General features: G+C 47.0%; 9 protein-coding genes. 1 reads left to right on the top strand and 8 read right to left on the bottom strand.

Annotated features, from left to right (window positions below; all coding sequences use genetic code 11):
* Nucleotides 1-15: 15 nt before the first annotated feature.
* The gene (locus tag VB073_RS04985; protein ID WP_323403040.1) at nucleotides 16-1221 is read left to right on the top strand and encodes an LL-diaminopimelate aminotransferase; all 1206 of its coding nucleotides are present in this window, start codon (nucleotides 16-18) and stop codon (nucleotides 1219-1221) included.
* A gap of 74 nt (nucleotides 1222-1295) precedes the next feature.
* Here VB073_RS04985 and VB073_RS04980 read toward each other — a convergent pair whose 3' ends face one another.
* The 8 genes from VB073_RS04980 to VB073_RS04945 form a co-directional block, all read right to left on the bottom strand.
* Nucleotides 1296-3599, bottom strand: a complete 2304-nt coding sequence (locus VB073_RS04980) for a GH92 family glycosyl hydrolase (protein WP_323403039.1) — start codon at nucleotides 3597-3599, stop codon at nucleotides 1296-1298.
* Nucleotides 3600-3635: 36 nt separating this feature from the next.
* Nucleotides 3636-5978 (bottom strand): GH92 family glycosyl hydrolase, encoded by a 2343-nt coding sequence (locus VB073_RS04975; RefSeq protein ID WP_323403038.1) that lies wholly within the window; start codon nucleotides 5976-5978, stop codon nucleotides 3636-3638.
* A 72-nt stretch (nucleotides 5979-6050) separates the two neighbouring features.
* Nucleotides 6051-7340: a hypothetical protein gene (locus VB073_RS04970; protein ID WP_323403037.1), complete on the bottom strand. Its 1290-nt coding sequence runs from the start codon at nucleotides 7338-7340 to the stop codon at nucleotides 6051-6053.
* A 50-nt stretch (nucleotides 7341-7390) separates the two neighbouring features.
* Nucleotides 7391-8566 (bottom strand): MFS transporter, encoded by a 1176-nt coding sequence (locus VB073_RS04965; protein WP_323403036.1) that lies wholly within the window; start codon nucleotides 8564-8566, stop codon nucleotides 7391-7393.
* A gap of 18 nt (nucleotides 8567-8584) precedes the next feature.
* Nucleotides 8585-11725, bottom strand: coding sequence for a GH92 family glycosyl hydrolase (locus VB073_RS04960; RefSeq protein ID WP_323403035.1), 3141 nt, complete (start codon nucleotides 11723-11725; stop codon nucleotides 8585-8587).
* Nucleotides 11722-15168, bottom strand: a complete 3447-nt coding sequence (locus VB073_RS04955; RefSeq protein ID WP_323403034.1) for a polysaccharide lyase family protein — start codon at nucleotides 15166-15168, stop codon at nucleotides 11722-11724. The genes VB073_RS04960 and VB073_RS04955 overlap by 4 nt, the downstream gene beginning before the upstream one ends.
* 68 nt (nucleotides 15169-15236) lie before the next feature.
* Nucleotides 15237-16451 (bottom strand): DUF4998 domain-containing protein, encoded by a 1215-nt coding sequence (locus VB073_RS04950; RefSeq protein WP_323403033.1) that lies wholly within the window; start codon nucleotides 16449-16451, stop codon nucleotides 15237-15239.
* Between the two features lie 19 nt (nucleotides 16452-16470).
* Entirely contained in the window at nucleotides 16471-17673 is a 1203-nt protein-coding gene (locus tag VB073_RS04945; RefSeq protein ID WP_323403032.1) for a DUF5000 domain-containing lipoprotein, read from the bottom strand.
* Nucleotides 17674-17682 lie beyond the last annotated feature (9 nt).

The following is a 17682-nucleotide window of genomic DNA, read 5'->3' as shown; positions in this document are numbered from 1 at the left end:
CATCAAATCAGTTATATGTTTGAAATCAACGAAAACTATTTGCAACTGAATGAGAGTTATCTGTTCAGTACCATAGCCAGAAGAGTAGAGATATTCAGTGCGGCACACCCTGAGGCGGATGTGATCCGGCTGGGGATTGGCGACGTAACACTCCCCCTCCCTCCCTCTGTCATCAGTGCCATGCACAGTGCGGTGGATGAGATGGCGGATAAGGCTACTTTTCGTGGTTACGGACCGGAGCAGGGCTATAGTTTTCTGCGGGATAAAATAGCGGAGATCGATTTCAGGCAGAGAGGTGTGAAAATTTCTCCGGATGAAATTTTTGTGGGTGATGGGTCAAAAAGCGATACGGGAAATATTGGCGATATCCTGGGAGAAGACAATGTGGTAGCCATTACCGATCCTGTCTATCCTGTCTATCTCGACACCAATATCATGCGGCTGGGCAAGTCTTCGAAGATCGTAATGCTTTCCTGTGGCGAGGAGAACGGATTTCTGCCTGAGATACCTTCGCAGCGGATGGATGTGATCTATCTCTGTTATCCCAACAACCCTACAGGTACGGTGATGAATCGGCAGCAACTCAAACAGTGGGTGGATTACGCGCTGAGAAACAAGAGTCTTATCCTGTTTGACGCGGCTTACGAAGCTTTTATCCGGGATGAAGAGATACCTCGTACTATTTATGAAATTGAGGGAGCCACGACCTGTGCCATTGAATTCCGTTCTTTCTCCAAGAATGCCGGATTCACCGGTCTGCGCTGTAGCTATACCGTAGTCCCGAAAACATTGATAACAGAATCTGTCAACGGCAAAGAGATTTCAATCAATGCTTTATGGAATCGCCGCCAATCCACCAAATTCAATGGTACCCCCTATATTGTTCAAAAAGCGGCGGAAGCAGTCTATTCGCCTGGGGGGCAGCATGAAGTTGGAGAGATGGTCGCATATTACATGCGCAACGCAGAGATCATCAGGAAAGGCTTGGCGGAAAAGGGATGGACCATTTTCGGGGGTGAAAATTCACCCTATATCTGGCTGAAATGCCCGAATGGTATGGATTCATGGACCTTCTTCGACCGTCTGCTCGAAGAGTGTCATATAGTGGGTACACCCGGCATTGGATTTGGTACCCAGGGTGAAGGCTATTTCCGGTTGACCGCCTTCAACAGCTATGAGCGGACCGCCGAAGCGGTGAAAAGGATCAAAGAGTGGGAATAGCTATCATCTTTTTCTTAGTGTTTCCCCTCTTAATATCGTAAATTTATTTTTTTCGGATAATTGTCTTCTTCGGACTAAAAAGCTTTGTCGTTTGGTTTATCTCCTGCTTCAAGTATAAGAGTTCCACCCTTGACAATGTCGGAGAAAAGGATTTCTGGCCTTTTGAGCCTCTTGCCGTTTAAGTAGGCAGCCTGGATATATTTGTTCTCCCCGCTATAGTTCTTTGTCTCGATAGTGAATTTATTTCCCGGATAGTAATCGCCATCCAGTGAGATAGTGATTTTTTCAAATAGTGGAGTAGTAATGTCAAACTCAGAGTTGGCGGTCACTCCTCCATTCATCTCAAATAATCCGATAGCTGTCATTACAAACCACGCTCCCATCTGGCCTTCATCTTCATCGCCTTCCCAGCCATGATAGGGTGTTGCTCCATAGTATCGATCCAGTATTTCGCGGGTATATTGCTGGCACAAAGCCGGTTCTCCCAAATAGTTGAAGATGTATGCGGCACTCATGTTCACCTCGTTCCCGTGATTGATATAAAATTCCGCCGATTGGCCCATGGTACGATCGAAGATATGAGCTGCAAAATTATGCTCTTCCGATTTCCTGAAACCATCTTTCAACCGTTGCTTTGCCTTGTCGCGCCCAATCAGGTCCAACAAACCGGGGACATCATGAGGAACATACCACGAATATTGCCACGAATTTCCCTCGATAAATCCCTGATTTGAAAAGATATCAAACTCCGGATCCCAGTTTCCCAACGAGTCCCTTCGACAGACATATTTCTGGTCGGGATGAAATACATTCCTGTAGTTCATGGCCCTCTTTTCAAGCACTGCCGCATCCTTCTTCCTGTGCAGCGCTTTTGCCAATTGGGCCACACAATAATCGTCATAAGCATAATCCAAGGTCTTGGAGACGACGTCTACCTCTCTTGGCATATATCCCAGTTTAGTATAATAGCCCAGATTCAGTTGGCCATAATTTCCACCACAAGGATGAGATCCACCAGGATTGAAGACCATTTTTCGGACAGCTTCATAAATAGCCTCGCCGTCTTTTCTAATCCCTTTCTGGTATGCGGCCACCATCAATGCTATCTCGTGCGATCCTTCCATGATGCCGGAATATTCTATGCCTGCCGGACCTTTACTTGTCCATCCTGTATGCCTGTACATTTCCAGTTGGGTGGTTACCCAATTGTCCATGATTTTCGGAGTAATCAGTGACCACAGTCCGTTTAGATTCCAGTAGGAATTCCAGAAAGCATCTCCTCCATATACCGATTGGCCTTCTGCTAATTGCTGTATCTCTTCACAGGCATCCCTATACCTGCCATCGACATCATTCCATGTCTGTTTCCCCGAGAATGAACGGTAAAGATTGGTGTAGAACTTTGTCTTGTTGATTTCCGTACCCCCTTCCACTTTTACTTTGCCGAGTAAATCATTCCACACCTTACGTGCATTGGTCACAGCAGCATCAAAGTTCCATCCGAAGGGGATTTCGATCTCTTCATTGAGATTCTTTCTGGCACCTTCGATGCTCACAAGGGAGAGTCCCGTTTGGATAAGGACTTCCTCTCCTTCGGCTGTAGTGAACGTCACAAATGCGCCGATATCGTTATTCCCTTTTATATCCTTTATGTTTTCGCTGATATGGCCATTATGCCAACCGTTGAATGTTTCAATAGGCTTGTCCAGCTTGATCACAAAAAAGAGTGTCCAGTCATTCCAACTGCTCCAGGCACCTGATTTGCATTTCGCATAACCTTCAATCTCCTTGTCGTTGACCATACTTATCACAGCATCTTCTACCGTAAAACCGTAATCCCACTCGGTCGGGAAATGGAGGTCGATCATGATCCTCGATTCGGATGCTTTGGGGTAGACGTACCTTTGGAAGCTGCATCGGGTGGAGGCTGTCATGCTTGCCTTCACCTTGTGATCGTAGAGTTCTACCTCGTAATAACCGGGGAATGCCTTTTCGGTTTCTTTCAGGATTCTGGAGTGATAACCTGCGTTGGCACCTTTATAGGGGGCATCGGGACCGGGATTGGAGATGGCCAGGTCGGCGGTGGTGGGCATCATCATCAGTCCCCCCATTGTCCAGGCATGGATATGGCTGAAACCGGAGATACTGTTGATGGCATATTCATATCCTCCCATCCATCTATTTCCTTGATTATCCGGTCCGATTTGTACCATGCCGAAGGGCAACTGGGCATAAGGACCCAGCATCCACCTGGAGTTTGAAGTGCCTATAAAGCAGTCGACGTAATCCACAGGTTCTTTTTGTGTTGATACGGCTTGACCGGAAGAGGATATACTGGAAATCAACGAGATAAGAAGTAGTAAAGATATTTTCTTCATTTTTTGATAAGGATGTGATAGGATGTAAACTGAGTATTAAGGAGGAGTATCTCCCATTTTTAGTTTCAGGACTCCTCCCTCCACGATATTGGAGAATGGGATCTGAAAATCATTTATAGTCTTGTCATTATACGCTGCAGATATTATATAATTGTTTTCAGTAGCGTTATTTTCTGCAATAATAATAAATTTATCGCCTTTATAATAATCATTGTTTAATTTTATTTCTATCCTGTCAAATAGAGGTCCGGCTATCTGCATCTGCGGATTATTTTCGGTCAAAGCCTTTACATCAAACAATCCCATTGTGGCCATGACGTACCATGCACCCAACTGTCCCTGATCCTCATCCTGTCCGTAGCCATAGCCATGGGTCCCATCTACCCCGTAGAATTCATTACAGATCGCCCTGACCCATTTTTGAGTCAGGTATGGTTTTCCTGAGAAGTTAAACAGCCATGACGCGTGTAGGTTAGGCTGGTTGCCATGGTTGTAGACTGAGTGTATCCCGGAGAAAGCATCCACCTCTTTACCCCCACCAAACAGAGTGTGTTGGGAGAGGGTGAAGATACTATCCAGCCTGTTGTTAAATTCTTCTTTCCCGACACGCTCAATAAGTGCTTCTATATGGTGAGGTACATAAAAGGTATATTGCACTGCATTTCCTTCCTGAAAACCGATCCATGGGGCCAGTTCATCGAAAGGTTCCAGGAACTCACCGTTTTTGAGTCGGGGTCTCATCAGTTTTGTCTCGTCATCGAAAACCAGTTGCCACCCTTTTGAAAGCTTTTGAAGTAATAAGCTCTCCTCTTCTTTCCCGAGTGCTTTGGCAAATCCGGACACGGCAAAACAACTGAAAGCATATTCCAGCGTATGTGATGTGCCGAACATCGATCCTTCGGGTGTGGATAACCAGGCGAGCTCGGGTACATAGGGAGCATACCCCATGTCGACAAACAATCCTACATCCATTTTGCCGGCGCCCTCTATACGGTCTTTGCTCTCAATTTCATTCTTGAGTGCCGCTTCATAACCCAGATTCACATTAAAATCGCGGATGCCACAGTTGTAGGCGGCAGCAATGGCGAGGCCGGTAAAATTGGTACCAACGCCGGAGACATATTTGCTGTTGGCAATGCCATCGCCAAGCCAGCCGGTCTCCTGATAGACCAATAACTGGCTTTTGATCCAGTCTGAAAAGTATTCGGGGTAGACCAATGTCCATAGTTGGGTGAGATTCCAGAAAGCACCCCAGACTGCATCGGTATTGTAATGGTTATGAACGGGCTGTCCCTGCTGGTCGATCTCGATTTGTCCGATTCCTCCGTCGTTCCGGGGATAGGCGCCGTTCACATCGTTTGCCAATCCCCTTCCAAGGATGGCATGATAGAGGCCGGTATAGAACTTGGTTTTATCCTCATTACTCCCTCCACTAACCTTTATTCTTCCGAGTTTCTCTTTCCAGATGGCGTGGGTATCAGATTTTATTTCATCAAATGTTTTGGAAGCAGCTTCAGCCTCATAGTTTAACCGGGCATTCTCGACAGAGGTGTAGGATAGTCCGATCTTTACAGTGATATCCCCATTTTTAGCAGTATTGAACCTGACGGCCATTGTGCTGCCAATACCGCTTATTTCGTCTCCCTCAACGGCTTTCTCTCCACGATGGAATACCAGACTTTCTTCGATCGGCCGATCCAGTTTAGCGTGGAAATACATTGTGATATTGGCTCCGCTCTGGTATTTTTTGGTATATTCGGGAGTGGTGGTTACGGATCCTTCAATGGTCTGGTGGTCGATTAACCGGATATATGCATCTTTCACCGCACCGCTTTCTCCCAGCCGGTTCCCTATGTCGAAGATAATGTATGCGCTATCGCTTTCGGGAAAGGTATATCGTTGCAAGCCGACCCTTTCGGTGGCGGTGAGTTCCACTTTGGTATTGTAATCCTTGAGTATGACGCTGTAATACCCCGGAGTCGCGGTTTCGGTATCTTTGTCGAAACCGGAACGGTACCCCTCTTCAGGGTTTTCGAGACGTCCCGGCTGCGTCCTTACCTCACCTACTACCGGCATAAGCATAATTCCACCAATCTGGAACTCATGAAAACAGGCGAATCCTTCAATAGAGGTATGACCATCCTCATATCCGACCGCTTGCCACCCATCCTTATTGCCGTAAGATCCGTTTGTGGAGGGTGCCAGTTTTGCCATTCCGAAAGGAACAGCGGCCGGCGTGTAAAAGAACCATCGGCTGTGTACCGTACCTATATTGGGATTGACGTATCGCGTAAAATCATCTTCCATGACGCCACTTTTGTCAGACACACAATCTGCAAAAATGATGCAGCATAGAGTAATGAATGGTAAGTATTTCATTTTTAGTTTGTTGATATTGGGTTGCATACAGTCTCAAATGAATGATTCAGTTATGCAATCATGTAGTACTCCTTATTCCAACGATTGCTCAAACAGTTCAATCGCTTTCCACAATACCCCGGCCGACCCTCTGAAATTGCCGTTATGGGGAGTTCCGTCGGGTGTCCACCATTCGTAAAAGTTGTTATGCTTGATCGTTCTGTCCAATATCGGGGAGATGGCTTCGTATGCTTCTTCATAAAACCCGTTGGCGATCAGCTGTTGCACCATCCTACCGCCGAACCAGGTCCAGTCGCCTCCATTCTGGTACGAATATTCACCCATTCCCCTGTTCTTAAAAAATCCATTGGGATAGACGGGATAAAGCGTCAATCCTATCGACTGGGCGTTGGCGGCTTTTACATTCTCTTTCATTTTATTGTAGGATACCAGTATCTCTTCTTTTGACAATAATCCCGCTTCAATGGCAATGGCTGTCCCTCCATGATAGTAAATAGCACTCTCGTCGAAATCGTCGGGAAAAGGTGAGCCGTCGAGATAGATATGGGGGATGAACTTCTGGTTTTTGCTGTCCCATAGATATTTTCTTACATTAGAGGAAACCTGTTGGCAAATATTACTCCATTGTTCTTTGTCGCCACTTTGGGTTATTTCCAGATAATCCTTTATGGCGATGATATACATGGCATTGTCATAGATGTCGATGCAGAGATGGGATGAGTCATCTATATTCACTCCCCAGTCATGTTCGGGTTGCACATCTCCCCAGTCGGCAGTGGTCGCCCCCCAGAGTAGGCCATACTTTTCATTGAATTTATCTTTTGCCAGAAAATGCAAGGCATCTTCCATCCGCTGGTCAACGCTGCGCCCTCCAATCTCTTCCTGCAGGATAGAGTTGTCCCCGGTCACCCGTATATATTTCGCTACCGCCTGAATCAGCGATGCCTCCTGATCGGTCTCCACCGTATTTTTATGGGCTGCAAACTCGGGTGCTAAATCGCTATAAGAGTAATTGTAGGATACGCGTGCATCCGTTCTTTTTACATAACCGTCCACAATATTTCCGTCGCTGCCCTGGAGTTTAAAGAAAGTAAGCAGCGATTCCCTGATCTTATTTACATCTCCGGCTTTGCAAGCCAGCTCAATAAAGGTATTCAGGTCGCGGATCCATATTTCATTATAGGCATCACCCGCATTCAGTCCATTCTCCAGCAGCTCTTCGGCCATGGTCTTTACCTGCCCGATGCGCTCATCCTGACGAATTTGTTGAACCAGTTCCGGGTTGATCTTTTTCTCAGCCATACCGCCCTTGCATCCCAATAAGAAGAGGAGGGCAGATGCATAGATAAAAACTTGTTTCATACTATTTTTTACATTTTTGATATATACTTGTTGTTTGATCTGCGATCAGTTCAGACTCGGTTGCTGCTGGTTCCGGTTTTTACCCAGAATGAGCAGCCGAAGAGGTAGATAACACAAATCCCGATAATCAGCAGTGAGCCGGTCTGGTTCCCCAGATAATCAGCACTAATCCCCATTAAGGGTGGAATTACAGCTCCTCCTGCCACGCCGGTGATCATAAGCCCTGAGATCTCGTTTGCCTTCTGTGGATAGAGTTGCAGCGCTATTCCGTAAATAACGGCAAAAATGCTGGAAGCTGCAAATGCGATGATGGACACCATCGCCAGGATCCACAGTTGGGTGGAAACAATAAATAATGCGCCCATGGCAATCAGCACAACCAGCATGTTTATCCTGAAATAGCCCTTCGCCGATACTCTTGCCAATAGGAATGCGCCGATGAATGTACCCAGTGTCCGGGCTGCGAAATACCAGCTTGTACCATATCCTGCCGCTTCTTTTTCTATCCCTGTCCGTTCGATCAGTAATTTGGGTGTAACGGTATTCATTCCCACATCCAATCCCACGATGCAAAGAATACCCAGGAAGAGTAGCAGGATCTTGCCGTCTCCCAATAAGCCGATTATCCGGCCGAAAGAGAGTGATTTCTCCTCGTTTGGCGTCTCTTCTATCCGGGTAAAATATAACCAGGCAGATGAAATAAGCGTGACAATGGCGTAAAGAGAGAACATCTTTTCCCAGCTACCCAGGTGTAGGGAGCAATATCCGGCTACGATAGGCCCCAGGAACGAGGATATCGCTTTAATGAATTGTCCGGCAGTAAGACTGCTTGTCAACTTGTCTTCGTATACCACATTGGTCAATAACGGGTTCAACGATACCTGCAATATGGTATTGCCTATTCCCAGAAAACCAAAAGCAAGGTAACAGGTGATTTCGTTGAAGATGAAAAACGGGATCACCATGCCGATAAAGGTGAAAAACATGCTGATCATCACCGTGTGCTTACGGCCGATTTTGTTCGCCAGCATCGCTGTAGGAATAGACAAGATCAGAAACCATATGAATACCATGGACGGTAGGAAACCGGCTTCGGTCTCCGACCATCCGAACATATCTTTTGCGTAGGTTACGGATACACCCACAAGGTCACAGAAACCCATAATGAAAAAACCAAACAATACAGGCAGTACCTTTCCTTTTGAAACCGGATACGAATTCGTCATTTCCTCTTTTTTTACTTGTTATTGTATTCCCCAATCTTTTTTTGGTGCAGATCCCATTTGTAATTCCAATTTACCTCCGTTGAGCAGTTCTTTTGCCGGGAAATGAAATGAATCGAGTGTTTTCCCGTTCAGAGTAGCCGACTGGACATATTTGTTTATTCGGGAAGCATTGTGGGCAATGATTTCGAATTGATTGCCCCTGCCAAATCTTCCTCCCAGGTCGATCACTGTCCGTTCAAACAGGGGGCTCCCAATCTCATACACCGGTTCGGTGCGGCATCCTCCATCAGTCTGAAATAGTCCTAATGCAGCCATAATGAACCATGCGGACATCTGCCCCTGGTCTTCGTCGCCCAGATAGGCATTCGCCAGCTCATGTCCATAATAACGGTCGATAATGGAGCGGCTCCATTTCTGCGTCTGCCACGGTTGTCCTACCCAGTTGAACAGGAAGGCGAAGTGCATGGACTGCTGGTTTCCCTGTACTACGGGATAGTCCCAATACCGATCACCCGGTGCATTATAGCGCAACGGCTCACTGGCTTCAAAACCCCATGTCAGGCGGTCTATGAACTTCTCCTTGCCGATCGCTTTAGCCAATGCCGGTACATCCTGGGGAACGAAGAATGTCAATTGCCACGCATTCCCTTCCACGTAATGGTGGTTTGCTCCCGATTTGAAGGGATCGAAATCTTTTTCCCACTCTCCATTGCTGTTACGCATCCGGGCAAAACCGGTCTCCGGATCAATGGCATTCCGCCACCAACTGCCTCTCTCCGAAAAAATCTCATACTCCTTTTCTTTGCCGAGGGTCTTTGCCAATTGGGATACTGTCCAGTCATCGTATGCATATTCCAGCGAATTGGAAAAACGCCCTTTGTCGGCCGGTACATATTGGTATTTCAGGTAAGCAGCCAAATCCCGGTTTCCGGCAAGACCGTTTCCTACACGTTGAGGTAAGGTCGTCTGCATTTTCCTGGCAGCTTCAAACACTTTTTCAATATCAAAGTTCCGGATACCCATCTGCCAGGCACTCACAAGTAACGGGATCTCATGCTCGGCAACCATTACCGGGATATACTCCATCCCGGCAGGACCTTTGGCCAACCATCCGTTGGCATCGTACATGCCCAACTGGGATTTTACCCAACGTGACGACCATTCCGGCGTCGCCAGATTCCATAATTGGTTCAGGTTCCAGAATGTATTCCAGAAGGCGTCGCATCCTAATGCTACTGCATCGGGGTCTTCGAATTTCTGTATCTTCTCGGTAGCATCCACCCAGCGCCCATCGATATCGCTGAACATGTTACGGCAGTATGAACGGTACATATTGGTATAGAACCGTTTCTTTTCCCTCTGGTCGTTACTCTGTATGTATATGCGGGAAAGGATGTCGTTCCATGCCTGACGGTGACTATCACGGACGGCTTCAAAGTCCCAGTTGAATGGTTCCTTTATCTCTTCTTCAAGATTCTTTGACGCTCCCTCCATATCTACATAGGAGATTCCTGAACGTACCTGGACGATTTGGTCTTGTCGGGTATCAAATTCTGCGAAACAACCTATTTTCTCCGGATTTCCGGCATATATTTCCTCTTCATGAACGATCCCGCTATTGACCCATCCCCCGAAATGAGTGATATTCCGGTCGAATTCTATCACGAAATAGAGGGTATAATCCTGATCGACATCGGATGACCAGACTGCTTTGGATTGCTGCTTGCTGTAACCTTCAATCCGGCGGGCGCTTACTCTCTCTATCTTTGCCTCCAATATGTCGTAATTGTATTCTGTAGGAATTTTCAGGTCGATCATTACGCGTGAATCGGTACCTGAAGGGTAGCTGTACCGTTGAAAACCGCAACGGGTGGTGGAAGTGAGTTCGGCTTTGATATTGTAATCGGTCAGGTTGGCTTTGTAATAACCTACTTTTGCTTCTTCACCCTGTTTGTCGAAGGAAGAACGATACGACAATGTATCTTTCTTGAAGATGGACTGGTCTCCTATGTTTGTTTTCAACGGCCCGTTTACCGGCATTATCCCCAATCCTGCCATCGTCCATTCATGGATGTGGCTGAAGGTGCCGATACTTTCGAAACTCGGGTCATATCCGGCTTGCCATCCCGAATTCTGGTTGTCAGGACTGAGTTTCACCATGCTGAAAGGCATCCAGGGGCCGGGTGCTATCATCCAGCGTGAATGGGCAGTACCCATACGGGTATCTATGTAGTCGGCTGCGGTTATATCTCTTTGGGGTGAACGGGTTACCTTGCCCTTCTCAATAACCTTGCCATCTATCGCTACACTATACCTGCTTTCCTGTCGTGAAGAGGCAGCAGGCATCGGAGCTTCCAGCACATATCGTCCCTGCTCTAATACCTGTTCCAATATCTTATTGCCATCGACAGTCACCTCTACCTTCGGTGTTCCGGAGAGATGTTCCAGATCCACCAAAAGGGGCTGGCTTCCTGTTTCTGCTATCTGATAGTCTGCTGCTTCCACACTCCTTACATAAGCCGTTCCGGTGGATTCATCGAGGACTGCATTGGCAGGACCTTCGAGCCTTATATCATCGAATATGAGCCACGACCCTTCAAGGTTGGTGAGGTTTATTTCATTGCCTCCTTTTCTTATCAAACCAGCATCCAGCGGTATCTCGATGGTATGCTTCCTGGATTTACTGTAATTGCCTGAGAGCGACTCATCCCCTCCCCCCTTGGGTAAAATATATTTCCATGATTTACCGTTCACGGTCACTTTGAAGTAAGGAGGGCGATCCTTATGTGTATCCAATAGATCGATGATCAACTTCCAGTCTCCATGATCGGGAGCCGACTTCATTCTGAAGAGCATGTTCAGGACATGGGTCCTGATACCTGCGGTATGGCTGGTGCCACCCCATGCATCGTCAGGGCCTGGAAGGATATAGGGAAAATCTTCTTTCGGGTCCGATTTTCCAACCAGGAAGAAGCGGTCTTCCCATCCGAAATCACGATTCAGAAACTCATCATAATCTCCGGATGACAATGCAAATTCTTGAGCACTGCTGTCCTCTTCTCCAATTTGCCATACTACCCCCGATCCCTGACTCTTTCCACATCCTTGTAGACAAGAGAGGAAACCAATAATAATATAGAGTATAAGATCATTTTTCATCGTGACAATTTTACTTTAATAAATTTATTCTCGAAAGGAGCGAAAGAATGGGATGCAACAATATCCGACAAAGGTTCTTCAATGGCGTTCACCACCTGGAAATCGTAGGTTTTGCCACTTCTATCCCTGATGATAAGTGCTGTATCCTTACCATCAGTTTCCCTTACATTGAGGAGCAGGAAGCCATGATCACCGGAGGGGCTACAGGATGTCATCAACAGGTTGGGTGGGTCGATCTCGAATACTGAAAACTCCGTGGGTTTGTTATTCTCTTTTCCCACAGGCATGACCCGGGTGTAAAGGGGTATCCTGCTATTTCTTGTGAAGTCGATAGCAATGCTGTTGGAGAGGTCTTCGGTGGAGGTGATACAATAATTCCATCTGAATTCACCCTCCTGGGATGCGCGGAAATTGGTAACCCAGTAGTTGTTCATTACCCATGAAAAAACATGGGGCTTGTCATACTTCTTTTCATATTGGAAGGGACCGTCCAGCAGATCGCCCAACTGTACCAGCGGAACCACATCCGACCCCATGATCAACTGAATCTTGCTGTTTCTTGCAGCGACAAAATTTTGTACGGTGTTCCAGTCGCTTGCGGTTCCTTTGAGTTGATTCTCCCCGGGATATACCACTCCGCCTTGTACATCAAAAGCCAGCTTGGAGTCATTGAGCTTAAATGGGAACGCTACATATATGCCGGTCGGATCCAATTCCGGCAGACGCTTCACAGCGTAGGATAACTCTATTCTTTTCTCATGGTTGAATAGCTTTATCTCCACTCTTACACCATAGCTATTTTCGACCCCGGGCGCTTTTCCGCGGACATATACGCTTTGGTAGATATCGCCGTTGGCTCCCGGGAGCAGTTGCACTTCCGACAAACCGATCCGTTCATATTCATTGGTCCTGTATTGTTCCATCTGGTGCCGGTTGCCGAGCTTCTCATAGATAAATGCACCCATATCCCACGGCGACTCCTCGTCTACCAACTCTATATCCAGTTCCTTGTCGATCAGGCTCCGGATACCGCCCGTCACAGGATTCAAGGTAAGACGATAATACTTATTCTCAATGACATTGTCGGAGAGAAGAGTCTGGCGGGAGGGAGGTAAAACTTTATCTTCGATAATTATATCGAAGGTTTTATATCCCATGGCAGGAATATCTTCCGCTTCGATTGCGTAAAATCTGCCCTCCCTGCGGGAGTGGAGTTGTTGTACCTTCAGACTGTGTCCCTCGGCGTCCCTGATGCTGAAAACCTTGTCTTGCGGTATGACCTCGAAATCGATATACGTGATCACCAGATTAGAACGACGCTGGGCGTTGGGATTAAAGAAGGTGATTGTCGGATGGTCTCCTCTCTTCAATTCTCCCTGCAGAAGCCCACCGGCTGTCTCATAGAGTAGTTGTGCCCTTTTCAACCCTTCCCATACAAATGATGATTTCTGGCTCCACTGCGTCTGGCTGTTCTCCGCCAAAGGATCACGCAGGCTCTCTGCCGCACCGAAGGTATGTTCGTCGTAAAAAAGCAAATTCTCATGGATGTGGGAGATGTCATCACTGATATGGGCGGGAATAGTCTCTCCTTTGACGGCAGCCATCGATAACAGGCTTTCGATGGTGACCATGTCGGCATGTGATGTCCTGGAAGCACCTGTCTCCCTTGCCGCAGACCCGAATCCGTCGGTCCACCAGTCGGGGTAGGCAGCACGATAACTCTCTATTTTTTCCTTATCATGGGAAACCACATAATCCATGAACTCATGCGGCAATCCATTCCTTAATTTGGGAAATGCGTAGGTTTTGTTCCACTCTTCCACCAATTGGCTGCTGCTGAAGGAGGGAGGTGAGTTGTCGGTATTATAACCGGAGAACTGGATCGCAATGGCGTCGAAAGGATACTCCTTCTTGTCGAGATTAGCCAGGTAATTGAAGAGTCGGGGTTCCAGGGAAGTGACATTCCCGTTATCTATGCCTAAGAAATTACCGGTATGATAATGATCGGAACGGAAGGCAACCATCTGCTTGCCGGAGGGAGATTCCCATCTGAATACGGTCGGTTTGTCAAACGGTATCAATGCGCGATGTCCATGTTCTCCCATCCAGAGATACTTCACTCCCAGGTCGGGGAAATAATCGGCAAGACACCATGCTATCCCGTTCACATCGTTCTGCATGGCTGTATAGACCGGGATATCATTCTTCTTAAACAGGGCGAGGGGCTGAAGGAATGTCTTGAATGAGTTTTCATCCACAATCTCAGCCATGTTGAAAAACATACCTGTGATCTCGATCTGCCCGTTGTCGATATACTTTTTTAATTTCTCAATCTGTGCCTTCGGCCTGTTCTTCAGGTATTCGTTCACTGTCCAGGAAGCCTCGCAGGTCCACCTGAATTTCGCATCGTCAGGCAGGTTCTCGGTCAGCTCACAGTACTCGATGGCGTAGTCGATGTATCTTATATGCTCACGGAGTATTTCGGTCTGCGGTCTTGTATACCCGATATCTGTATGGGTGTGTTGTATCAGGTAGACCATCCATTTCTTTATGGGAGAGAGTTTCACCCTCTTCCTTCCAATAACCGATGAGTTGTAAATCAGCCGGAGATCGGTGTTCTTGTCGGTTGTCGCTTCCGGGAGAAGTATCTCTATCGACTGGATACCGGGATTCACAGCAATAGCCTGGGTGATGTTGTCCGCTTTTACCTCTGCATGTATTGTTTCATCGCTCCAGTTGGCAACCTGTACCTTTACCGGATTCATCAACTTCCCATCTTTTCCATATTTCAATGCAGGCACAACATGCACATTAAAAAAATCAATTGTATGGGTTGATTTGCCCATGGTTATCGGCTTATCCGATAAAAATTCGATGTTGTCGAAAGCCAGCCAGCTTCCCTTCCTGTTCTCAATAATAATGACATTATCCCCTTTCTTCAGGTTGCGTACGGGCAGTTCCACTTCCACCGATAGATTTTCTGAGTTGGTCTTCTTGGTATCCAGAAAATCCCTGTTATCGCCTGACGGTGTTTTTTTCTCAACCGTAAAATCATTCATTGATATGGCGAGCAAAGGGCTTGACATGGGATGTGTCTCCACAAAGTGGATCCTTAGTTTCAGCGTGGCATCGGACCGGAATTGATCGATCCCGAACCGGACGACCAGCTTTCCCTGTATATTGCCGGCCCAGGCATCATCACTGCCGGGAATGAAATAAGGTATCTCTTTTTCCTTGCTTTCCCCTATTTTAAATATGGCCACCCCTTCCCCGAATTTCCGGGAATAGGAAGAGTAAGGTTCCTGGTAAAGTGCGAATTCTCCTGCACTATTATCTTTTTTACCTATTTCCCATACCGGGGTAAAAGTGTGGGATTGTCCTTTTACCAAAGGGATTGATAAAAGGAACAGTGAAAAACACAATAAAAAAATCTTCCTATTCATCTTCATGTAGCATTTTACTATCCTCCGGCATAGTGAATACGCCGGAGGATATGGGAAATAATTATGTCTTATTCGGCCGGGAGAATGCTATCCGCAAAGAGGGTCACTTCCCGCAGGATAACGTATGCTCCGCTGCCGGATGAAGGAGGTCCGTATACCTCGGTCGTCCTGAGAATGATATACCTGACCTTTTGCGGATTGGTAATGGTCAGCTTGTTACTGATCGGGTCATTACATGTATTTTCTGTCAGTAATTTCCACCCTTTTGCCCTTGCTTCATCTTCCCATCCTGGGTCCATACTCGATAACTTCACCTCCGAACTTTCATTCAGCACTTCAATGCCCCATATCTGGATTTTTTTAGGATTCCAGTTATGATAAGAGTCATCGCGCGCGTAAGTCTCGAATCGGGTAAGGTTCGTAACCACATTCAGGTCGAACATCAGGTGTTGGGGTACGCCGGCTCTGTCTCCACTGTGGAACTGGTTGCCGCCGCCACGGAAAATACCATCAAAGACGCCCGTATATGCCCCATCATATCCCGTAGTGGCATATTGTCCCCAGGGTACATGCTTGATCCTGGTCTTGTCCACGGAGAACTCTACGAAATCGGGAAATTCAAGGGGAGCACTCCACGCAGCATAAAGGGTGTCAATCGCCCCTTCGGGAAGGAAGATGGTCCGGGTTTGTATCTCACCGGACAACTTCCAATCGGGTAATAAGGTAGTAGCGGCTTTTGCATCTACTTTTGTATAGGTCTCACCCCCGTTGGTTTCATGCTTTACCTCCACGCCTACTGCTTCTTCCGACATACTCCAGGTTAACTGCATGCCTTCCGGTAATGGTTTCATCTGGGTGATGAATTTTGGGGTAGCACTGAGGATATATTGTTCTCCGTATATTGTGCCGCTACACTCGAGATTGAGGGATTTGTTACCCTCCTTGTCATAGGTTTGCACGAAGAACCGTTGGGTACCCTCGGTCAATCCTTCTATCAGGACCGATAAGGTATCGTTATTGGCTTTCCATTCGGCAGCCTGCACCACCACGGAGTCTTTCTTTCCCTCTGTGGTCCATCTGATGATACATTTCTCGGCACTGTTGGCATAATACATCATACCCTGAATTCTGGCACGTTCGTAGCCGCCCAATACGACCAGCGTATCCGCTCTGCCCACGTATATCCGTTCGCCCCTGTCCAGGAAATCCTGGTGCGTATCGTTTATGTCGCTACAATTATACAACATAACGATAAAAACTGACAATATTATTAATTTTCTCATACGATTTATCCAGTTAAAGTTATTCTTTCACTTCGCCGTAAAATGCCAGTTCGCTCACAACGGAACATAGCATGCCGGACCATGACTCAAGCATTTCGAATCGCACGTACCTTACTGTCGGTATATCACGAGGGAAGACAAATTCTTCTCCTGCCGCGGCAAAAGCTTCGTCTTCGGCGGAGTTCTGGCCGAGAGGCAAACCGGAAGGTTTGAACGAACGACACTCTTTCAAAAGTATCCACCCCTCCAGCGGATCATTTGCATTGCCGGTGCCCGGGTCGGTGGCACGGCCATACACCCGGTAGTGCTTGGGTGCTCCATGTTGATACAACACGTCAGCTCCGGGACGTTGCCATAACAGGAAGCGGCTGAGTTTTGCATCCACACCCAGGTCAATCGTATATCTATGGGGAAATTCAACCGGAAAGGCGGTATGTATGAAGTTGGTATTTCCCACCACATCATCGAACGCATTACGGGTAGGGTTCCCACTATAATGATTCCATGTCTCATCTCCGGCAATATAAATGTATTTGAACAGCTTCTTGTCCAGGTAATCTTCACGCCATGGGGTCAGGGTGAAGAAGAGTGTATCGGAGATGTTATCCCACCTGTCACGCACATAAATACCAAACCTGTTCTCTTCGTCGGGAAGACCCCTCACTGTCAATGTATCGCTTTGCTGGGAGGTATAAAGTATCTGGTGTTCTACCATCTCGCCCTGGCCTTCCGTCTGTTTCAGCACGTAGATGCTCACTTCCTCTTTTACATCATTGTCTTTGAATTGAAGAAGAAAGCCTCCGAAATCGACCGAATACTCCATCGAATTTCTGATTCGCTCAATCGGAGGAGCCAGAGGATTGATGGTTACTTCAACCGGCTGGGAGGCGATCTCCTTGCGGTTGACGGTATATAACCTGACCGTTCTCGGGGATGTGTCGCCCAGTCCGCTAATAGACAGTGTGTCAATATAGGACGATACTTTTACATCCCTTAATTTTCCCGTTGAAGTGGTAAATTCTGCCCTGACATATTGTATGTCCACATTTTCAGGCAATTCGTAAGCCAGCACCGCGCCTCCCGGTGTATTGCGTAATACACGCACCTCCTTTACCGGATCGGGTGCGGAACCTCCTTTTCCCCCTATCGGTTCATGTTCGAAATCACCGTTGCATGAAAAAAGGAAAGATAGGCAAAATAATACTATATATATATGTTTCATTTCTATCGT

The organism is Proteiniphilum sp. (assembly GCF_034927365.1).
GTDB lineage: Bacteria > Bacteroidota > Bacteroidia > Bacteroidales > Dysgonomonadaceae > Proteiniphilum.
This window is presented reverse-complemented; position numbering and strand designations above follow the sequence as displayed.